This is a genomic window from Nocardia sp. NPDC051833 (assembly GCF_040681225.1).
Lineage (GTDB): Bacteria > Actinomycetota > Actinomycetes > Mycobacteriales > Mycobacteriaceae > Nocardia.
In genome coordinates this window covers 3,579,887-3,602,352 of the sequence record NZ_JBFAYK010000001.1, presented here as the reverse complement: position 1 = coordinate 3,602,352, position 22,466 = coordinate 3,579,887, and the positions used below count along the sequence as shown (strand labels likewise).

Genomic DNA, 22,466 nt, shown 5'->3' with positions numbered 1-22,466 from the left:
GTCAGGCTCTGTCGCTGAACATTGTCATCCGGCTGGCCGGATCGGCAACTACGTTACGGATCAGCAGGCCGAGGTCCAGTTCCGGTGGGAGCGCCCGGTAGATGAGCTCGCCCATCGGCCTGCCGCCCACCGCGACGGTGAACCGCGTCATCCGCTGCGGCGAGCGCTCCCAGCCCACCTGCGCGGCGCCGCTGAGATCGATCGCCTGCGTACCCACCTGCACCATCAGCCGATCGGCGAGCCGGTAGAAGACCACCGTCACCCCGCCGAGATCGGCGTACAGACCGTCCGCGCCGATATGCCCCGGCGGCGCGGGCCGCAAGGCCCCGGACCGCGGATCGAACTCGGCGAGCACACCACTGCCGTACGGACGCACGACCAGCACCACCCGCTCGATCGGCGCCTGATACTCGGGCCGATACGGCCTGCGCTGACCACCCTGCCCCGCGCCCGGCGGCATCGCGGGCGGCGGATACATCGGTGCGCCACCCGACGGATAACCGGTTCCCGGCTGGGCCCCGGATTGCCCGTTACCTTGCCCGTTACCTTGCCCGTTCCCGGGCGGGTTCGGCTGACCGTTCCCAGGCGAGTACGACTCACCGCTGCCGGGCGAGTACGGCTGGCTACTACCAGGCGCATACGGCTGACCGTTGCCCGGCGGGTACGGCTGACCATTCCCGGGCGGGTACGACCCACCACTGCCGGGTGAGTACGGCTGACCGCTCCCGGGTGAGTACGGCTCACCACCACTGGGCGGATATGGCCCACCACTACCAGGCGGGTACGGCTGGCCATTGCCAGGCGGAGAAGGCTGACCGCTCCCGGGCGGGTACGGCTCATCACTACCAGGCGGATACGGCTGACCGTTCCCCGGCGGATACGGCCCACCATTCCCCGGCGGGTACGGCTCATCGCTACCAGGCGGATACGGCTGACCATTCCCAGGCGGGTACGGCTGACCATTGCCCGGCGGATACGGCTGACCATTCCCAGGCGGATACGGCCCACCACTGCCAGGCGGGTACGGCTGACCATTGCCCGGCGGATACGACCCACCATTCCCAGGCGGATACGACCCACCATTCCCCGGCGGGTACGGCTGACCATTGCCAGGCGGATACGGCTGACCCGGCCCTGGCGGTTGGGGCACCCACGGCGGCAGTGGCGGCAGGTTGGGACCACCGACCGGCGGGGTCGGCGGAACCGGCCACGAGGGGGCCGTCGGCTCGTGCGGAGTCGGTGGCACCGGCTGCTGCGGTGGCACCGGCGAGCGCGGCGGCTCGGGAATCTCGGGTGGGCACGGTGGATCTGTCCGGTCCGGCGGGCTCGGCGGCAGCGGCGGACGCGGCGGCTCGGGTGGACGCGGCGGCTCAGGCCGATGCGGCGGCTCGGGCGTCGATTGCAGTGGGGGCACCGGCCATTCGACGGCGTCGAACCGCGGTACCTCGAGCTCCACCTCGTACTCGTGCGGCGGATGCGGAATGTGCGACCGGTAGGCCGACCCCGGCAGCTGCCGGCCCACACCCGGTCGCTCCCCGTCCGAAGTCCGCGGCGGCTGCCCACCCAGATCGAAACCCTTGTCCGGTTCCTGCGCACCATCCGGATCGGCATCCGAATCGCCGGACCTGCCCCGACCACCACCATCGGCATCCGGATCACCACCCACCGGCGGCCGAGGACGCGAGCCATCACCCGGCTCCGACCGATCGGCACCCCGATCGGCATCAACCCCGGACTCATCCGGACCACCGACCACCGGCCGACGAACACCGTCACCCGCACGCTGATCCGCCGCAAGACCCAGATCACCCGGATCGACCACCGGCCTCGACACCGGCGGGCGAGACGAACCGGCATCGCCCACAACACCATCCGGATCACCGGAGGGCCGACGACGCGAACCATCACCCGGGTCAGCCGGCTCGGCACCTCGATCGGCATCCACCCCGGACTCATCCGGACCACCGACCACCGGCCGACGAACACCGTCACCCGCACGCTGATCCGCCGCAAGACCCGGATCACCCGGATCGGTCACGGGCCTCAGCATCGGCGGCTGCGATGAATCACTTTGGCCCACAGCATTGTCCGGATCGACTGAAGACCGACGACGCGAACCATCACCCGAGGGATCGACGCCTCGACCAGCATCCGCCCCGGACTCGTCAGGATCGCCAACCGCGGGCCGACGAACACCGTTACCCGCACGCTGCTCCGCGGCAAGACCCGGATCACCCGGATCGACCACGGGCCTCAGGACCGACGGCTGCGATGAATCACCTTGGCTTACAGCATCACCCGGATCGACGGGCGGACGTCGGCGCGAACCATCACCGGATTCCGGCGACTCGGCACTCCGATCTGTCGTCACGCCGGACTCGGTGGGTACACCACCCACGGGACGGTGAACACCCTCACCCACCGACTGATTCGTCGAAATACCCGGATCACCAGGATCCGTCACCGGCTTCACTATCGGGCGCTGAGACGGATCATTCCCGGCCGCAACACCATCCGTAGCAGCGGATGGACGCGACTCGTCGGGGTCTCCCGGCATGCGTGGGTGAGCGGGCTCCGCCGAAGGTCGGTTCTCGGTGCCTGTGGACTGTCCCGGGTCGGCATTCTCCGCCAGAGGTCGGCCCTCTGTGCCCGCGGACCGTCCCGAGTCGGTGTTCGCCGCCGGAGCCGGGCCTGCGGGCAAACCGGGACGAACCGGCGCACCGTTCACGGAAGGGCCGGGCGTCGGCGATCCCTCGAGGTTCGGTCCAGGGGCTTCCTCGGTCGGCGTACGCAGCGCGGGCCGGTCCGGCCCACCGAGCTCGGGGTCGGTGACGAACGGTTCGGTGAGAAGTTCCCGCAACCGGGCGATATCGGCTGCCGCCCGGCGGATCTCGTCGCGGATCTGCTCGTGGATCTCGGCGAGCGCGTCCAGGGTGAGGCGCTCGTGCTTGTCGATGCGGCCGTCCCGGAACCAGTCGTAGACCTTCGCGACCTTCTCGTCGTCGGCGTCGGTGAGGTCGGCGCCGAGCAGCCGGGCGTGGTCGCGGCTGGGACCGGGGACGGCGTCGCCGGGCGCGGGTGGCAGCGGCGACCGGTTTCCGAGATCGTCGGCGCCGACTTCCCGCAGGAAGTCCAGGGCGTCGCGGTCGTGCACCGGCGGATCGTCACCGACGGCACGCGGGTCCGTCTCCGGGTTGTAGACCAGGTCGTCGGCATACGGATCGACCTTCGCCAGCGCCCGCACGTAATCGGCGAGCGGCCCGGTCAGATCGTCGAGATCGCCACGCGCGGCCCGGTTCGACAGTGCCTCGGCCAGTGCGGCGGCGTCCAGCGGCAGACCACCGCGCGGCAGCCCGAGATGCGGTGCGAGTGCGTCGCGTGCCGCATCGACCGCGGCCGGGTCGAACGCGCGCAGCAGCTTCGCGTAGTCGGTGAGGTCCCTGGCGCGCTGGCGGTGCAGCTCCACCCGCGTACCGGGATCGGCGAGCCGTTCCGCGACCAGGTCGGGGCCGAGATCGCCCGGCTCGACGCCGAACCGCAGCGCCAGCGCGCTGCGCGCATTGTGCAGGGCATTGAAGTTGTCGACCGCGTCGACGCTGAGCGCGTAGTCGACGGCCGCTTCGAGCTGCCTGGCCCGCACCTGATTGGCCCGTTCCAGGTCGGCGAGCAGCTCGGTCAGGCGCTCGCCCGACAGGTTCGACGGATCGTCGATGCCCAGCCTGCCCGCCACCTCGGCGAGCTCGGCACGCACCTCGGTCAGCGAACGCGGTTCCCGCACCGGCTGATTCGCGTCCTCGGCGACCACCGGCAGGTTCGGCTCCGGCGCGGTATGCCGGGGCGGGGACTCGATCATCCGCCACGGGCCCGACCCGTCCCGCACCATGGTCGCGTCGACGGTGCGTCCGTCCAGCTCACCCCGCAGGTGCCGGATCTCCGGAGCGTCGACCTCCAGGACGCGCACGCGCCCCTGGTCGTCGACGCCGACGATCCTGATCTGGATCTCGACCTCGCCGCGATTGAGCCGATCGATGAAGTCCGCGTCGGCGTCCGCCAGCGCCCTGGCCAGCGCGGCCTCGTGCCCGGCACCCGTGTCGACGATCGCGATCGTGCCGTTCTCGGCGTCGACCACCAAGCGATCACCGGTGTCTGCGGCATCGAAATCGGCCACCCGCTGGGTGAATTCGCCCAGCAGCCCGACATTGTCGTCGAGTTGCCCACGCAGCCTGGCGATCTCGGCATCGAGGTTCCGGACCAGCGCTTCCAGATCGGCGCCCGCCAGATGCGCCCACGTCGACCGCTCGTCCCGCAGCCCCGCGCGGCGCAGCGCGTCGTCGAAGATCTTGCGCGCGTCCTCGGCGTGGACGGTCCCCGAACCACCGTCGTCGCTCAGATCGGGCCAGATGTCGACCCATTCGCCGCCGTTGTTCACCCCGCGCCAGTTCAGCATGTCGAAGCTGAACTCGTCGCCCCTGGCCGCGACGACTTCCTTCAAGTAGGCGCCCAGCGGGTCCTTGCTGAAGAAGTTGGCGGGCCGGAACGGAATGTCCGCGTGCTCCTGGTTGAAGAACCGCGCGGCGGCCTCCAGCGCCTGGATCACACCGTCGCGACGCAACAGCCGGTACTCGGCCTCGGCGAGTGCCTTGCGCAGGCCCTCCTCGCTGAAATCGGTGATCCGCACGCCGAGTTCGCGGGCGAGCGCGTCGAGCACGGTGGCGTCGGCGATGCGCTGATTCACCGCGTCGACCACGCCCTGCAACCACGGTGGCAGCGGCTCGGCGACCGCGGGTGACTGCTCGGGTTCGCCCGTCAGCTGCTGCGGCTCTGCGGTTTCGGTGAGCTCCTGCGCTTCCCGCGCGGCCAGCTCCGACGGTGTCAGGCTCTCCGGTTCCAGCAGATGCTCGAGCCCGGCATCGCGCAGATCCTGCTCGATCCGACGACGCAGCTCCGGATCGGCATCGGAGATCCACGGCTTGTACTCCGTGCCGTCGAGATTGCGCAGCGGCAGGAATTCCCCGGCCTGGTTCGCGATTCGCGAGGACAGATGCTTGAGAATCGGCACCAGCTCGCGCTTGCGCCACATCTCGATGCTCTCCTTGAGAACGCGCACCGGATTGAACTTGAGCTGGAGCTGTTCGTATTCGCCGCCCGGCGCGTCCGGGGTCGCGTCCTTCATCGTGGTCAGCGGCAGCCCGGCACTGTGGCCGAGCATCGACAGCGCGGCGCTGTCCTGGGTCGACCCGGACGGGTACTTCGGGTTCTCGCCGTGGAAGCCACGATTGGCGATCCGGTCCCAGAGCCTGCGCAGCCAGTTCTTCTTCGGCGTCTCGACGGCCTTCTCCGCGGGCGGCGTCGGCGTCGTCGGCTCGGGCCGCGCGACGGGTTCCAGGTGCCAGGCGTCCGGCCCGTCCTCGACCCGCCGGACCAGCGTCTGGTCGCCGTCGACATCGACGGACAGCATCCGGTCGTCGAGTGCGGTGCGCGCCAGCCGATCCAGATGCGCGAGGTCGGCGGCGTCGCGGGTGACGCCGGCGCGCAACCGGGTGATGTCGTCGGCGGCACGGACGAGACCGGGATCGGCCGCCAGCCCGAGCCGGGCCGCCCAGCGACGCGCGACGGCCTCGCGCACCGCCCGCTGCCGCGGATCGGTCGCCGCCTCGGCATGGCGCACCGCCGAGGCGAACGCCTCGACCGCGCCCGCGCGCAGCAGCTGCCGGTAGCGCGCCCCGTCGAGGGAACCGGAATCGGTGAGGTCGACCCCGAACCGCGCGGCCAGCCGGTCCAGTGCCTGCTGGGCAGGCTCCATCCGCGGCCCGCCCGGCTGCTGGGTGCCGTCGGCGGGCGGCAGGATCGCGGTGGGGTGCAGCGGCTGGGCCTGCGGGTTCGGTTCCGGCTCGGTACCGAGCGAGGGCCGCGAGCCGTCCTCGAGCCCGGCCCGGCGCAGGTCGTCGGCGACCTCGGCGCGGACCTCGGGATCGCCCTCGACCCGCCACTGGTCGACACCGTCCTGGAGCTGATCCAGGTTCAGCGGCGCGTAGTCGTCCGGGTAGCGCATCGGCGCGCCCAGTGCGGCGTCGGGATCCAGTGCGCTGTCCAGGAATCCGCGTGCCCTGGCCATGTCGGCGATCTCGGCCAGCGCGCCGAGGGGATCACGCTGACCGGTGAGCGCGTCACCCAGGCCCAGCGCCTCGGCGAGCCTGCGCACCTGCTCGGCCTGCTCCGGCGTCAGCGGCGGTGCGTCGGCGTGGGTCGACGGCGGCAGATCACCGAGATCACGCAGGAACTGCCGCACCTCGTCGATCCGGACGTCGCGCTGCTCGGCACGGTTCGGCGGATCGGCGGGCGCGTCGGCGCCCGGCCGATCCAGCCCGGCGGCATCGGGCACGGCGAGTTCGGCGGGCGCCTGCGGAATCCCCCGGTCGAACGGCGACGAAGTCTTCGACGGTTCTTCCGGTTCCGGGCTCAGCGCGGTCGGCGGATGCGCGGGCGGCTTCGACGGCGGACCGCCGGGGGCGGGTCGCGGCGCGGGCGGATCACCCGGATCGTCGTCGCCCCGCGATTCGGGACCATCGTCGGTCCCGTTCACCTCGTGGTCGGCGGGCGCGCTCGCGTCGCCGGGGAGTTCCCGCTCGGTGTCTCGCGCGGGCGGCGGATTCGCTGAATCGTCGGCGGGAGTCGCCGGGTCGCCCTCGGCAATCGGACCGGCGGGCAATCCGGCCCGCGCCGGCGAGCCGGGGACAGACGGGGTCGGGCCGGGCGGCGGTGTCCCCGGGACACCATCCGGGCGCTCGAGCACGTGCCCGGACGCGCCACCCAGCTCGGGATCGGTGACGAACGGTTCGGTGAGCAGCTCCCGCAACCGGGCGATATCGGCCGCGCGCTGCCGGATCTCGTCGCGGATCTCCGCGTGCACCTGCGCGAGTTGTTCGAGGGTGAGACGTTCGTGCTTGTCGATGCGGCCGTCGCGGAACCACTCGTAGACCTGCGCCACGCGCTCGTCGTCGGCACCGGTCAGATCGACGCCGAGCAGCCGGGCGTGATCGCGGCTCGGACCGGGAACCGCATCCTCGGGCGCGGGCGGCAGTGGCGACCGGTCGGTGAGATCGTCGGCGCCGACTTCCCGCAGGAAGTCCAGCGCGTCGCGGTCGTGCACCGGCGGATCGTCGCCCATCGCGCGCGGATCGGTCTCGGGGTTGTAGACCAGGTCGTCGGCGTACGGATCGATCTTCGCCAGCGCTCGCACGTAATCGGCGAGCGGGCCGGTCAGATCGTCGAGATCGCCGCGCGCGGCCCGGTTCGACAGCGCCTCGGCCAGTGCCGCGGCATCCAGCGGCAGCCCACCGCGCGGCAGCCCGAGATGCGGTGCGAGTGCGTCGCGCGCGGCGTCGACCGCGGCCGAGTCGAACGCACGCAGCAGCTTCGCGTAGTCGGTGAGGTTCGCCGACCGCTGCCGGTGCAGCTCCACCCGGGTACCGGGATCGGCGAGCCCGCGGGCGATCACCTCCGGCGTGAGCGCCTCGGGCGGCACGCCGAAGCGCAGGGCCAGCGCGCTGCGCGCATTGTGCAGGGCGTTGAAGTTGTCGATCGCGTCGGCGCTGCGCGCGTAGTCGACCAGGCCCTCGACCTGCCTGGCCCGCACCTGATTGGCCCGCTCCAGCTCGGCGAGCAGGCTGTTCAGCCGGTCCCCAGGCAGGGTCGACGGGTCGTCGATCCCGAGCCGCCCGGCGACCTCGGCGATGTCGGCGCGCACCTCGGCCAGCGAACGCGGTTCGCGGACCGGCTGGTTCGACTCCTCCGGCACGACGGGCAGGTTCGCCTCGGCCTCGGCAGCGCGCGGCGCCGCGTCGACCATCCGCCACGGACCGGACCCGTCGCGCACCATGGTCGCGTCGACGGTGTGCCCGTCCACCTCGGTGCGCAGGTGCCGCACCTCCGGAGCGTCGATCTCGAGCAGGTGCACGCGGCCCTGCTCGTCGATCCCGACCGCCCGGATCTCGATCTCGACCTCGCCGCGATTGAGCCGATCGATGAAGTCCCCGTCGGCCTCGGCCAAGGCCCGCGCCAGCGCGGCCTCGTGCCCGGCACCGGTGTCGACGATGGCGATCTTGCCGTTCTCGGTATCGACGACCAGTCGGTCGCCGGTATCCGCGGCAGTGAAATCGGCCACCCGCCGGGTGAATTCACCGAGCCGTCCGATGTTGTCGTCGAGTTGCCCGCGCAGCTGGGCGATCTCGCCGTCGAGGTTGCGCACCAGTGCTGTCAGATCGGCACCGGCCAGGTGCGCCCACGTCGACCGCTCGTCCCGCAGCCCGGCCCGGCGCAGCGCGTCGTCGAAGATCTTGCGAGCGTCCTCGGCGTGGACGGTCGGCCCGTCGCCGTCGTCGCTGAGGTCGCCCCACGGGTTGACCCACTCGCCGCCGTTGTTCACGCCGCGCCAGTTCAGCATGTTGAAATCGAACTGCTCGCCCCTGGCCGCGACGACTTCCTTCAGGTAGGCGCCCAGCGGGTCCTTGCTGTGGAAGTTGGCGGGCCGGAACGGGATATCCGCGTTCTCCTGGTTGAAGAATCGCGCGGCCGCTTCCAGCGCCTGGATCACACCGTCACGACGCAACAGCCGGTACTCGGCCTCGGCCAGCGCCTTGCGCAGCCCTTCCTCGCTGAAATCGGTGATCCGCACACCGAGTTCGTGCGCCAGTGCCTCCAGGACGGTCGCGTCGGAGATCCGGTCGTTGACGGCGTCGACCACCTCGCGCAACCACGGCGGCAGTGGTTCGGCGACCGCGGGCACTTCCTCGCCGTCACGCGAGATCTGGACCGGCTCATCGGACTCCGGCAGCGCCTTCGTCTCCCGCGCGGCCAGTTCGGCGGGCGTCAGGCTTTCCGGTTCCAGCAGGTGCTCGAGTCCGGCATCGCGCAGATCCTGTTCGATCTGGCGACGCAGCTCCGGATCGGCGTCGGAGATCCACGGCTTGTACTCGGTGCCGTCGAGATTGCGCAGCGGCAGGAACTCACCCGCCTGGTCGGCGATCCGCGAGGACAGGTGCTTGAGAATCGGCACCAGCTCGCGGTTCTGCCACATGTACACGCCCTCTTTGAGGATGCGTACGGGGTTGAACTTGATCTGGAGCTGGTCGTATTCGCCGCCGGGCGCGTTCGGGGTCGCGTCCTTGACCGTGGTCAGCGGCAGCCCGGCCTGGTGGCCGAGCAGCGACTGTCCCGCGCTGTCCTGGCTGGAACCGGAGGGGTACTTCGGGTTGTCGCCGTAGTAGCCACGATTGGCGATCCGGTCCCAGAGCCTGCGCAGCCAGTTCTTCTTCGGCGGCACCTCGACCGCCTGCTCGGTGGTCCGCGTGCGCGGCGCCGGCTCGGGATGCGCGATGGGCTCCAGATGCCAGCTGTCTGGCCCGTCGACCACGAGCCGGACCAGGATCTTCTCGCCGTCGATGTCGAGCGAGAGGACCCGGTCGCCGAGCTCGGTTTGCAGCAGATGATCCAGGTGGGCGAGGTCGCCGGCGTCGCGCGTCACCCCGGCGCGCAGCCGGTTGATGTCGTCGGCGGCGCGGGTGAGCCCCGGATCGGCGGGCAGCCCGAGCCGAGCGGCCCAACGTCGTGCGACGGCTTCCCGCTGTGCCCGCTGCTGTGGATCGGGCGCCGCCTCGGCGTGGCGCACCGCCGAGGCGAATGCCTCGACCGCGCCGGCGCGCAGCAGCTGCCGGTAGCGCGCGGCGTCGAGCGACCCGGAATCGGTGGGATCGACCCCGAACCGGGCCGCCAGCCGGTCCAGCGCCTGCTGCGCGGGCTCGAGGCGTGGGCCACCCGGTCGTTGCGCGCCGTCGTCCGGCGGCAGGATCGCGGACGGGCGCAACGGCTGCGCGGCCGCGTCCGGCTCCGGTTCGGTGCCCAGCGACGGCCGGGAGTCGTCCGCCAGCCCGGCCCGGCGCAGGTCGTCGGCGATCGCGGCACGGTCGGCGGGATCACCCTCGACCCGCCACTGGTCGAGACCGTCCTGCAGTTCGTCGGCGTCGAGCGGTTCGTAGTCGTCCGGGTAGCGCATGGGACGCCCGAGTTCGGCGTCGGGATCCAGAGCACTGTCCAGGAATCCGCGCGCCCTGGCCATGTCGGCGATCTCGGCAAGCGCGCCGAGAGGATCACGCTGACCCGTGAGCGCGTCACCCAGACCCAGCGCCTCGGCGAGCCTGCGCACCTGCTCGGCCTGCTCCGGGGTCAACGGCGGTGCGTCGGCGTGCGCCGACGGCGGCAGGTCACTCAGCTCCTGCAGGAACTGATGCACGTCGTCGAGGAAATCGCTGCGCTGCTGGGCACGGTCCGGCCGGTCACCGGGCGTGGGCGAGTCGGCGTCGGGCAGGACGGCCGCGGACTCCCCCGGCACCGCCAGTTCGGCCGGTGGCTTCGGGACGCCGAAGTCGAACCGCGACGAACCCCTCGACGGCTCCGGGGTTTCCGAGGTCGTCGGCGGACGGGTCGGCTGTCCTGGTTCGGAACTCGGCGCCACCGACGAACGCGGCTGCTGTCCGGGTTCCGAATTCGGCGTCGTCGACGGACGCGTCGGCTGTCCGGGGTCCGAACCCGGCGTCGTCGACGGACGTGTCGGCTGTCCGGGTTCCGGACTCGGCGTGGACGGACGCGACTGCTCTGCGAGTTCCGAGTTCCGCGTCGACGGACGCGACGGCTCCTCGGGTTCCGGGCTCGGGGCCGTCGGCGGACGCGACGGCGGCTTGGACGGCGGACCGGCGGGCGCGGGCGACGGTGCGGGCGGGTCGCCGTCACCGTCGTCGTTTCGAGAGCGGGTGTCGTCGTCGGAAGTCCCACGACGCATTCCGTCGTCGCCGGGAGAACTGTCTGCCTCGACCGCCCCGTCGCCCACCGGCTCCGGCGCACCCTGTCGCTCCACCGCGGCGGCGAACCTGGCCGCCATTTCCGCACGGGCGGCGTCGAATTCCTGCTGTGCCCGCAGATAGGACTCCAGCGCCTGCTGGTCGGCGAGGGCTTCGGCGTCGAGGTCCGCCGGCCGGACCTGCGCCGCCTCCGCCAGCTCGGCGCGCAACGCGTCGAACTGCTGCTGGGCTGCCAGGTAGGACTCGAGCGCGGCCAGATCGGCGGCGCGCATCGCGAAGTCGGGGTCGGTGTCCTCGCCCCGCCGCACGGCGGCCTGGGCGTCCTGGGCGGCCAGTTCCTCGAACCGGGACGCGATCTCGGCCTGCACGGCGTCGAACTCCCGCTGGGCGCGCAGATACGACTGGAGCGCGGCCAGGTCCTCATCGACGGCGTCGAGCTCGCGCAGCGAGTCGTCCAGCGCGGCGTCGGCCTGGTCGGCCCGCCGCCGATCGGCCTGGTCGGCGAGCCGGTTCTGGCGCTCGACGGCTTCGTCGATCCGCGCCAGCGGGTCGACGGGCTCACCGGGCCCGACCAGATCGTCCAGCGTCGCGATCGGTTCGGCCAGTTCGTCGGCGACCTCATCCAGCTTGCGCATGGTCTGGTCGAGCTTCGCGTCGGCCCGGTCGTCGAGGTCGGTACCCCGTTCCGGCGGCAGCCCGGCGTCCGGATCGGCACCCGAATCCGGTTGCCTCCCAGGCGGTTGCGAACCATCCACTGGCGGGGCCCCTGCGGGCAGCTCACGCGGCCCACCCGGCAGCGCGTCGGGGTCGGTGCCCCCGTGCGGCCTGGCCGAGGGGGAATCGGCGGGCGGCAGATCGGCGACCGGCCGGTAGAACTCGTCGGTCAGTGCCTTCAGCCGCTCGAGCTGCTCGGTCCTGAGGCGGATCTCCTCGCGGATCGCGGCGATCTCGGCCGCCAGCTTCTCCGGGCTGAGGCCCTCGTGCTTTTCGATCTTGCCGTCGCGGTAGGCCTCGTAGATCTCGACGAACTTCGCGTCGTCGGCGGTGGACACGTCCACGCCGACCAATCGGGCCCAATCCCGATTCGGCTGCGGCCGTGGATCATCCGGGCCGACGGGCTCGTCGGCGCCATAGGAGCGGGCGACATTGTCGGCGATCTGTGCGGCGAGATCGACCGGGCCGGCACCCGGCTCGGCCGCGTCGGCCGCCGCGCGCAGACCGTGGATCGCGTCGAGATCGTAGATGTGCGGATCACCGGTGGTGCGCGGATCGCGAGCCATGGTGCCCGCCGGGTGGTCGGTGTAAGGATCGATACGCAGCAGCGCGTCGGCGTACGCGGCGAGCGCGTCCCGCGCGAAATCGCCCGCGCCCAACCGGTTCAGCCGCGTGACGAGCTTGCGCAGCTTGGTCGGATCGATCCCGCTGTCGGCGGGCCCGTACGTCGGCCTGCCGAAGCGGTCGATCGTCGCGACAACCGGCCGCAGCCGGTCCGGGTTGTCCGGGCTCAGCGCCCGGATCAGGGCTTCCTGCGCGGCTTTCACCGTGGCCGCGTCGACATTGCGCAGCTGCTGCGAGTAGCCGGCGGTCTTGCTCGGATCGCGCTGCTGCCCGTCGAGCAAGTCCTCGAACTGCTGCTGGCGGATACCGCGCCGCTGCTTCGGGTTGGTCAGCGCCTCGGCGATCCGGCGCGGCGTGAGCTCGCCTTCCGGGATCCCGAGGCGCGTGGCCAGCTGTCCGCGCGCGTCCCCGATCAGATGGAACGTCTCGATGTCGGCCATCGTGCGGGCGTAGTCGGCCAGTGCCTCGGTCTGCCCGGCGCGCACCGCGTTGTCCAGGTGCAGTGCGCGGATGGTGGCGTCGATATTGTCCGGGTGCAGCGCGGCCGGGCCGAGGTTCAGCTGCCGGGCCAGGTCGACGATCTCGCGCACCATGTCGGCGCGGTCGCGCGGGGCGGGCGGCGGTTCGGGCGCCGGCTGCACCGGCCGCCACTGCCCGTCCTCGTCGCGCAGCATCGTCACCTGCAGTTCGGCGCCGTCCACGGTGCGGCGGATGTGCTGCACCTCCGGGGTCGCCACCGGATCGAGGAACTGCCTGCCCGTGCCGTCGGCGTGCACCGCCCGGAAGTCCGGCTTCAGCCGCCCGTTGTCGATGTCGACGGCCAGCTCCGGGTTGTCCCGCAGCGCGCGGGCCAGCGCCTCCTCGCGGTCGAGCGCGCCGTCGACCACGAGCAGCCGGTCGGGTCCGCCGTCGGCGTCGGGCACCCGGGCGACCTGGTCGCCGTAGGACCTGCCGACCGGTTCCGCGCCGTCACCCTGCAGGACCGGCTGCGCGGCCGCGATGAAATCGGCGAGGTTCTGGGCCCGCTGCCGCGCGGAGTCGCGCAGCTCGTTCAGCGTCGGTTCCATCCGGTCGCCGGACAGATCGCTCAGATCGCGGCCGAACATCGCTGCCCAGCTGGACAATTCGTCGCGCAGCTGGTCGCGGCGCAGCGCGTGCTCGAAGAACTCGCGGGCCCGCGCCTCGTCGCGCCCCGGTTCCCGGTCGTCGGAGAAGCTGGCCCATTCGGGCAGCCGGTCGGCGCCGTTGCCGACCCGGTCGTAGTCCCGCAGCGCGGTGACACCCTCGAAGGCGACGATCAGGTCGCGCAGGAACCGGCCGAGCGGATCCTTGTCGAGGAAGCTGACCTCCCGCGAGAACGGCACCGGACGCGGCGCGCTGGTGTCGCCCCAGTGACTCCGCGGTTCCGCCCCGGTGGGCTCGTCGTCGAAGTCGTCGAAGTCGTCGGTGTCCTCGCGCGGCTCGCCCGACTCCACTTCGCGCAGCCGATCCGGGCCGGCGACCGACCGGTCGTCGGGCGCGGGCGCGGGGTCGGCGGGATGGTCGGCCCGCCGGTAGGGCCTGCTCTGCTCCTCGTCGGCCCGCCGGGCCGCGTCGGCCAGCCCCTCGATCGCGCCGACCTCCCGCAGCAGCCGGTGGCTCTGGCGGTCGATCGCCCGGCGCAGGTCTTCCGGTCCGTCGCCGTCGAGCTCGATACCGAGCCGCTCGGCCATCTCGGCCAGCGTCTCGCCCTCGGGCGGTGGCCCCTGCTGCTCCGGCGTCGGGTCGGGCGCGCTCGGCGGCGTCTCCTCCATGACCCGCGCTTCGTCGGCATCGATGAGGCCGTTGAATTCCAGATCGTCGATCAGGTCCTGGCGCAGCTGCGGATCCCGGGCGGCGTCGAACAGCTCCTTCAGGACATCGCGGACCTCGTCGGGCTCCATCCGGTTCGCCCGCAGCTCGCTGACGACGGTCTCGCGCACGGCGTTCGGATCGGCGTCGCTGATCCACGGCCGGTACTCGGTGCCGTCGGGGAAGTACACCGGGCGATAGTCACCGGCCACGTCCGCCTGGCGGCCCAGCATCCCGCCGATGACCGGCAGATGCTCCCGGTTGTGCCAAATCGTCAGGCCTTCCTTGCCGATCCTGGCCACATTCAGCGCGGGATCGCCCGCACCAGCGGGCGGCGCGCTGGCCACCGGACCGTCGACCGGGGGCGGCGCGGGGGCCGGCGTCGGCGCGGGCGGATCGGTCACCAGGTGCACGCCACCGGCCACACCGTCGCGAATCGCGGTCTGGCCCCGGCCGTCGAGCCCCGACCCCGACGGGTACTTGAGATTCAGCCCTTCGTAGCCGGCATTGAGCTGATTGACCAAGCGCCGCAGGGTACTCCGGGTATCGACCTCCGGAATGTCGTCGCGCCGCGCCGGGGCGTGCTGCGTCCCCTCGTCACCGTCGGTGCGCGCGACCACCCACTGCCCGTCGTCCAGCCGCACATGCAGCGCGACGACGTCCCCGTTGTCCCCGAGCTCGACCCGCACCTCCCGCTGCGGCGGTTCGGGGTCGGCGAAATCAGGTGTGCGGTTCCGTGTTTCGCCGTCCTCGTCGCCCATGTAGTCGATCGAGTCGTCGGCGGCGAGGCGAGTGAGCGTGTCCGGGTCGACAGGCAGCGGCACGTCGGCCAGCACATCGATGCCGTCGCGGACCAGCCGCAGGTCGGTGACGCTCACCTCGCCCTTCGCCGTGGCGTGCACCAACTTGTACTCGACCTTCAGTGTCCCGTTCTCGCGGGCCGCGAGCAGCTCCGCCACCGCTCGGCGGAACGCCCGGCCCTCAGGAGTGTCGGGGTCGATCCCCCGCGCGCGCATCTGCTCGGGCGTCTCGTTGAGAATGCGCCGCAGATTCTGATCCATGTCGAGCGTCCGTCGCAGGTACTCCGGCGAACCCTGCTCCGCCCGAGCGATTTTCGACCCACCGAGCGTGGCACCGACACCCTTGGCCTCCACCACGAGCAGGGTCGGCGGGTCACCGGGACGGGTCGGCGGCACGATCGAGGCCATGTCGACGACACCCGCCCCGTCGAAGGCGCCGATGAACGGAGTGAGCAGGATCGCGCCGGGCCGGCTCAGTGCGTAGTCGAGTCCGGCGGTCTCCCCGAGCAGCTTGGACAGGGCGACCATCTTCACGCCCATCGTGAAGTACTTGTTCGCCGTCGACTGCAGGGCAAGCAGCTTCGCCGCCTTGGCGTCCTTCTCGGCCTGGGACAGCGTCGCATCGTTGTCGACCGCGTCGGACAGCTCGGCGATCTTGCTCGCCACCTTGTCCGGCGCCAGATCGTTGCGGGCAGTGACGCCGAACTCGGCCATCAGACGGTCGAGCTTCACCCGTTGTTTGTCCCGCTGCGTCTGCAGCTCGAGCCGCTTGTCCGACGCTTCCTTCAGCTCGTCGGCACGGTCGGGATCCTGCATGGTGTGCGGATCGGTGTCGCCCTTCTGCACCTTGTACTCGTAGTCGACGCCGGCGAGCGGGTCGTCGTCGCCTCGGTAGAAGCCACCGGTGTCGTTCTGTAGCCGGAAGCGCTTGTCCCGGAAGGTATCCGCCGGATCATCGACGTGGTGCCAGGTGCCGTCCGGTTCGCGGTAGCTGTCCGTCCGGTCCCCCGGCCGATGCAGCAGCCCGTCGTCCCCACGGACCATCCCGGGCGGCACCGGATCACCGGCGGCGGGAGTCGGGCCCGCATCGTCGTCGTCGCCCATGAAGTCCGTATCCGGGGGGTACTCCGGCGACACGAGCCGTGGCTCGATGATGTTGCCCTCGCCGGCGGCCCGTTCGATGTCGACGTGCCGGATCGGGTCGACGCGCGGAGCGCCCTCGTCGATGATGTGGCCCGCGGTGCTCTCGGTGCCCTGCACCACCCGGGTGCAGTTGGCGCAGCAGGGCGCCTCGGCGTCCCGGCTCGGAACGTAGGGCGAGTTGAGGATGGAGGCCAGGCCGTCGAAGTCGGTCGGCAGCTGGTCGCTCGGATCGCGTTGCTGGTTGAGCAGTTCCCGATCGTGCAGCGCGGCATTGGTGCCGCGGATCTCGGCATGGCCGAGCGGATTGTCCGTGTGCGGGAAGAACCTCGGGTCGCCGCCGTTGTGGTAGACGTCCGTGGGGTCCTGGTATCGGGAGACGTTGTCGTGCAATGTCGGATGCAGCTCGGACGGGTGGATGCGCTGGTCGGAGGTGCCGTTGGCGGCCTCGTACACGCGACCGGTGAGGCGGTCGATGGTGATGGACGAGACGTGGCCGCGCCGGGCGGCGGGTAGCCGGTTGGCCTCGGCCTTCTCCAAGCGCTTGGCGGGCGAATTGCCTGCCTCGGCTTCGGCCTTGTCGGCGGCGATGAAGTTGTCCAGGGCGGTCTTGGCCGCCTTGGCATTGTCCTTGGCCGCCGCCAAGTCCTCCTGCGCGCTGCGGACCAGCTGCTCGCCGTCCTCGGCACCGCGGTCTCGCGCGTTCTGGGCTTCCTTGAGCGCGATGGCCGCATCGCGCACCGCACGGCCCGCCGCGGCCTTCTCGGCTTCCAGCGCCTTCTGCTGGGCTTTGTGCTGCTCGTACTCGGCGACCAGGGCCGCGTCCTGGGTAGACGCGTCGACGAACGCTCGGCCCCGCTCCTCGCTGAGCCGGTGCGAGAACTCGTCGATCGGTTCCCCACCCACATGGGTGATCCGGGGCGGGTCACCCGCGGTCTGCACCATCGGATCGTTCATGTCCAGCACGCCGAGCAGATGCGCGTCCACGCCGGGTGTGCGGCTGAACGGCGCGTTGACGGTCCCGACCTCGGGAGTCAGGAACGACATGGCGGAGGGACGGGTCGACGGGTCGTCGTCGCTCATGAAGTCGACCAGGTCGCGATCCAGCGGTGGCCCGTCACCGTCGAGGGTGTCGAGGTCGCTCGGATCGCTCGGGTCGGAATCCGGGCGCAGCGAGGAGATGTCGTCGGGCACGGTGGCCGATTCCGGGCTGAAGGTGCGCCACTTGCCGCCGCGATCGATCACCGGAACGGAGTCGGGCTCGTTCTTCACGCCTACCCGGTCGGTGGGCGCGGTGACGTCGACGCCGAGCTGATCTGCGATGTACTGGGCCCAGCCGTTGGCATTGCCCGCGTGGCAGGACAGCAGTCGAATGGGGGTGCCCGGCACGTAATTCGGGTTCGAGCGGATCGCGTCGACGATGTCCTGTGGGTGGACGGCGTCGCCGTTGCTCGGGGTGACCGAGCCGTCGCGGCGCCCGTGCACCACCACGTCGTGGGCGCCGTCGTTGCGGACGTTGTTGCTCACGCGGTGGGTGCGCGCGTCCTCGCCGATCGCGGTCCCGTCGGGGTGGTGGACGACGCCCTGGCCATTGGGCAGCCGGGCGTCGTAGACCGGGCCGCTGTCGTTGTCGTCGGGCTGCGGCTGCCTGCGGTCGTCGGCTCCGTCGGCGCGGTCGCGCGCGGTGTCGTCGGTGCCCGCGCGGCCGGGGCGGCTCGCGTCCGGTCGGGCCGGGCTCGCTGCCGAATCGGCGCCGACGATCGGCACGACCGGCGGAACATCGGCGAGCGGATCCGCCCGCACCTCGGATTCCCCGGCGCGGACCGGCTCGGCGGTCGTCTCCGCTTCCGATCGGACCGGCGGCGCCTCCCCGGGCGCGGCGTGCAGACCCTGGAGCGGGGTGTCGGCGAGACCGGCACCGCCGCGCGGTTCGGCTGCGCCCGCGCGGCTTTCGGTGTCGGCACGGGTGTCGCCCGCACCGTCGGTGTCGGCTCGCGACTCGCTGGTCCCACCGTCTCCGAGGACTTCCGGTGTGGCGGAACGACTTTCCGGAGTCGACTGGGTCCCGTCGGGCAGTCCGGTGCGGACATCCGGCGCACCGGGTCGGGCCGCGGGCTGCCCACCCTGCCCCTGGGTCGCCTGCTGACCGGGCGTTGCCTGCTGGCCCGGCGTGGATTGCGCTGGGGTGGAGGGTGATTGCGCCGGGGTCGCAGCGGGCTGACCGGTCGCGGGCGTCGCGGCTTGGCCCGTGACGGGCGCCTGACCGGTCGCCCCCGGGGTCGGTCCGCCGGTGGCCGCCGGGCCAGCCCCGGCCATCCCCGCCGCAGGGGCCGCGCCGACCTGGGAGGTGGTGTCCCGGTTGACCGTGTGGGTGTCGTTGGCCTGAGTGACCGGCTGACCGCCGGACTGCGCGTCGGTGCGGGTCCCGTCGTTGACGCCCGCCCCGTCGGCGTCCGCGTCGGCCTCCCCGGCGCGCGAGCTGTCGCGTCCCGAATCCGACTGCGCCTCTGGGCCTTCGGCACGGGCGCCACTGTCCTGGCTGCCACCGTCCTGACGCCCGCCGTCCCCGGCCTGCGTGTCCCCGGTCTGCACCTCCGGCTTGGACTCCTGGCGACCGCTTCCGGCATTGCCACCGTCCGAGGCGGTCTGCCCGTCTTCACCGGCGTGCTGATTCGCCTGTCCCGCACCGGTATTCGTCGGACCGTCGCCCTCGGCCTCCGGCGTGGTCCCGCCCGCCGGGCGCATGGACTGGCTGTCGTCGCCCGCGCCCGCCCTGGTCTCGCCCGCGCCTTCGCCGTCCATGGTGTCGTCGCCCGCACCGGCGCGCACGCCGTCGTCGCCGCCCGCACCGGTCGCACCGTCGTCGGCACCGGCGCGGTTCTCGCCGTCGGCGCCGGGACGGTTGGTCGAGCCGTCCCCGCCCGCGGTGTTGCTGTCCTGGCCGAACGTCCCGAGGTCGTAGCCGGGTCCCATGGCCTCGCGGATCCGGGAACTGAAGCTCGGACGCTCGAACAGGCCGGGGTTCATCTTGGACCACGCGGCGTTGGCGCCCGCCTTGTTCAGGCCGGAGATACCGCCGTTGGTCGCGCCCGCGCTCCACATGAGCGGGTCGGCGGCCGCGGTCTTGAGGTTGTCCCAGGCCTTGTCCCAGCCCTGGGTGAAGCCGTCGTAGGCGAACTGGCCGAGCATGCCGCCGCCCGCGCCGACCAGACCGGCGCCGGTACCGGTGATCGCGCCCTTGAGCCACGGCGCCATACCGTCGCCGAGCCGCTTGCCGAGGAAATTGCCGAACGGACCGGCCGCCAGACCACCCGCGGCGGAGCTGACCGCCGCGGCCTTCACCTGGTTCCAGTCGATCTCCTTGCGGTGGCCCTGATCCACCTGCCACTGCTGCACACCGAGTTCCTGCAGGGTGCCGAGCGCGGTGTCGATCGCCACGTGCTGGCCGATGAACTTCAGGACGCGGGTGATGACCGCCTTCGCGCCGTGGCGCAGAATCGCCGCGAGCACGCGGCCGAAGATCGTCCGTGCCACCACGCGGGTCGCCGCGATCGCGGCCGCCTCCACCGCGGGCGCCGTCGGCGGAAAGATCCACGCCGCAGCGATTTCCAGCGCCAGCAAGCCCAGCGAGGACAGGAACATGATCTTCGTGTATTCGATCTCGGTGCCGGTCTGATAGACCGAATCACCGAGGATGTCGAACAATTCGGCGAGCTTGGTCACCGACTGATCGCCGCGGGCCATCCCCTCGAAGGCCTTGAGCATGTCGTCGACACCCTCGCCTTGCGGATACGCCTTGAACGCAGCGTCTTTGGCGGCATCGATGTCGTCGACGAGACCACGAAGACTGTCGGCGGCCGTGCGCCAGTCCTCGGCCATGGCCCACATCTCGTCTTCATTGCCTTCTGGCCATTCCATGCCAGCGAGAATCGAGAGCCAGTGCAGCCCGGACGGCAGATCGATCATGGAGGGCTACGTCACCAGCTCGAGTCCGTGAACGTCGCCATCGCCCCTCATCCCTCCGCAGTGGTGCCGGATCGAGCACACCACAACTCGTTCGCCTGCGCAACAGAGTCGCAGGCACCGGCGAATCACCGGTGACGACAAAATGAACGCGAGAAGGCCGGAGCACACCCTCGGCGCCGTCATCCACCTGTCGATACCGATGAACTTGACGACCCGGCGGTGCACGCGAAGGATCGAGTCGGCGGCTCGGGCTCGACCGATGAGCACGGACCGACGAGCACGAGAGCCGGGCACAAACTCCAGAACACCGAGAGCAGGACGCACGCAATGGAATTGAAGCCCGTGGCCATGTACCGCGAGATGTACGAGGGCGCGCACGACGAGCTGCCCTCGGTCCACGACGCGCCCACCGGCACCGTCGAGGCCGACCGCGAGCGAATCCTGGACTACATGCGCAAGGCCCGCGCCATCTTCGACGTCATGGGCGAGGCGCCCGACCTGTTCACGCCCGGCGACGACATCGAGGGCGGCCCTTCGCTCTACTCGGACGGCGTCTGGATCTGGCGCGAGGACTCACTGAAGTACCTGGCCGACCAGCCTCTCGTCCTCCCACCGGGGTTCGTCGACCACGTCCGCGCACTCGACTACACCCCGCAGAACTTCGACACGCGCGACCCCGATTTCGACGCCGCGTTCCTGTCGTACTTCTGACCGTGCCGTCCTTGCCTGTCTCGAGCCAAGAGGAGAAACCGTTGACCGACTTCCGCACCCGGACCCCCGACGAGGTCGCCGAGCTGGGCAGTCGACTGCGCGCACTCGACTGGTCCTGGCAGCTCGCCGACATACCCGAGATCGCCGAACAATTCGGCTGGCGCGTGGTCTCCACCTCCGAGGACGACGACTGGGCCATGCTCGACACCGGAATGGGCCTGGCCAGCGGAAAGGTCTTCGCCGACGACGGTGACGTCGAACAGATCGAGGTCAGCGCCAGCACCATCGGCCCCGACAGCACCGAAACCCACACCCTCGTCCAGCAGGCCTACACCGCGATGGGCGCACAACTGGAGGCGACCTTGGGCGCCCCCAGCGCCCGGATCGCCGACGACAATCCCCAGCTGCGCTGGACCGGCTCCGCCTCGACCCTGATCCTCGCGGCACTCCCCCGCTCGATCACCCTCACCCTGGCCTCCAACGAATGGCTGGAACTCTTCGACGAAGGCGTCGAGCTCTCCCGGCAGGGGCAGCTGTGACCGACTGGACCACGTTCGCCGAGCACCTGGCGTCCGAGCTCGAGAACCTTCCGCTCGGCGGACGGGTGATCGTCTTCGAACCCGAACCGGCCCGCACCCGCCGCTTCGTTCAGTTCGCCCGCGACGAAGACGTGCTGTCCGCTCAGCTGATCGGTGATCGGTTCCTCGACGAGAACCGGCGACCCGACCCTGCCGGGTACCGGGCGATCACCGATGCCGGCTGGAACCAGCCCGACGTGGACAACGCCCATCTGTGGTGGGAAGACTTCGACGCACCGATCACGGCCGCGGACTGCCACCGCGCCGCCGACCTCGCCGTCACCGGACTCCGCGACGGGTACGGCATCACCACCCCCGCCGAACTCGTCTACGACGCCTGGACGGACCGCGCCGGTCATCCGAACCTCGACCTGCCCACCCTCGGACTGAGCCGTCAGCCGATGCAGTAGCGGTCAGGCCGACGAGTGAGCACGTGGCGGACCCTTCCGATCGACGAGGCAGCCGAACTCGCGGGCGGACTGCACAGCCTGGATTGGTCGTGGGCTCTCGACGACGCGTCCACGATTGTCGAACGATTCGGTTGGCAGACTATCTCCAGCCGTCCGCGCTGGATCATGCTCGACGTCGGCTTCGGCGAGGGCAGCGGCACGATCCATGCCAAGAACGGCCAGGTCACTGGGATCGAACTGCAGCTCACCGACTTCGCCGACGCGGATCAGAATGTCGAGGTCTCCGCGGCGTTCGAAGGTATCGCCGCGGCGATCACCGCCGAGCTCGGCGAGCCGTCCGCGCGCGTCGCCGGTCCGCCCCCGCAACTCCGGTGGCCCGGGCCCAAGGCCACGCTTCTGCTCGAACGCTCCGCCGCTTCGGTGTGGCTGTACCTGATCACCAATCCGCGACTTGCCGCCGACGACCGCAACATCGAGCTCGAAGAGCAGGGGCTGCTGTGAGCGCCTACGTCAAACCCTTCCGGTTGCCCTGTTCCATCTTGTCGATGTAGTCGGCGCTCTCCGTCTGGCCGTCGGCGAAGTCGCCCATGGACTTGGCCATGGTCTTGACGTTGTCGCTGGTGTTGGTCCAGGAGGAGTCGTAACCGTCGTTGCCGCCGGGGCCGTCGTTGAAGCTCTGGCCGAGTTTGTCGTTGCCCCAGACGTTTCCGCGCCCGTTGAGCGAGCCGTTCAGGGTGTTGATGATGTTGGTGAGTTGGGTTCCGACATTGCGCGACTTGCCTGCCGCGGTTCGGAAGTCGTCGGCGTCGTATTCGAACGTCATCGCCCTCATCCCTCCAC

Annotated in this window: 6 protein-coding genes; 4 read left to right on the top strand and 2 right to left on the bottom strand. The window is 71.0% G+C overall.

Going from position 1 to position 22,466, the window contains the following annotated elements; all coding sequences use genetic code 11:
* Position 1: 1 nt before the first annotated feature.
* Positions 2-19,879 carry a hypothetical protein gene (locus AB0L91_RS16265; protein WP_365010647.1) on the bottom strand — a complete coding sequence of 6,626 codons (19,878 nt, stop codon included), beginning with the start codon at positions 19,877-19,879 and terminating at the stop codon, positions 2-4.
* A gap of 375 nt (positions 19,880-20,254) precedes the next feature.
* Here AB0L91_RS16265 and AB0L91_RS16260 point away from each other — a divergent pair, with 375 nt between their 5' ends.
* From AB0L91_RS16260 to AB0L91_RS16245, 4 genes are read left to right on the top strand one after another with little or no spacing between them, the layout of a single operon-like run.
* On the top strand, positions 20,255-20,638 hold the full coding sequence (locus AB0L91_RS16260) for a hypothetical protein (RefSeq protein ID WP_365010645.1): 384 nt from the start codon (positions 20,255-20,257) through the stop codon (positions 20,636-20,638).
* 41 nt (positions 20,639-20,679) lie between these two features.
* A complete protein-coding gene (locus AB0L91_RS16255) occupies positions 20,680-21,177 on the top strand; it encodes a DUF6301 family protein (RefSeq protein WP_365010643.1) in 498 nt (165 codons plus the stop codon).
* A complete protein-coding gene (locus AB0L91_RS16250) occupies positions 21,174-21,626 on the top strand; it encodes a hypothetical protein (RefSeq protein ID WP_365010641.1) in 453 nt (150 codons plus the stop codon). Before AB0L91_RS16255 ends, AB0L91_RS16250 begins: the two co-directional genes overlap by 4 nt.
* Before the next feature lie 15 nt (positions 21,627-21,641).
* The gene (locus AB0L91_RS16245) at positions 21,642-22,127 is read left to right on the top strand and encodes a DUF6301 family protein (RefSeq protein WP_365010639.1); all 486 of its coding nucleotides are present in this window, start codon (positions 21,642-21,644) and stop codon (positions 22,125-22,127) included.
* Positions 22,128-22,131: 4 nt separating this feature from the next.
* Here the strand turns inward: AB0L91_RS16245 and AB0L91_RS16240 are convergent, their stop codons facing one another.
* Positions 22,132-22,449 (bottom strand): hypothetical protein, encoded by a 318-nt coding sequence (locus AB0L91_RS16240; RefSeq protein WP_365010636.1) that lies wholly within the window; start codon positions 22,447-22,449, stop codon positions 22,132-22,134.
* Between the last annotated feature and the right edge of the window lie 17 nt (positions 22,450-22,466).

Bases quoted from the DNA above. Each gene is read 5' to 3' on its own strand.
- AB0L91_RS16265 (WP_365010647.1), bottom strand. From the start codon at position 19,879: ATGGAATGGCCAGAAGGCAATGAAGACGAGATGTGGGCCATGGCCGAG.
- AB0L91_RS16260 (WP_365010645.1), top strand. From the start codon at position 20,255: ATGGAATTGAAGCCCGTGGCCATGTACCGCGAGATGTACGAGGGCGCG.
- AB0L91_RS16240 (WP_365010636.1), bottom strand. From the start codon at position 22,449: ATGACGTTCGAATACGACGCCGACGACTTCCGAACCGCGGCAGGCAAG.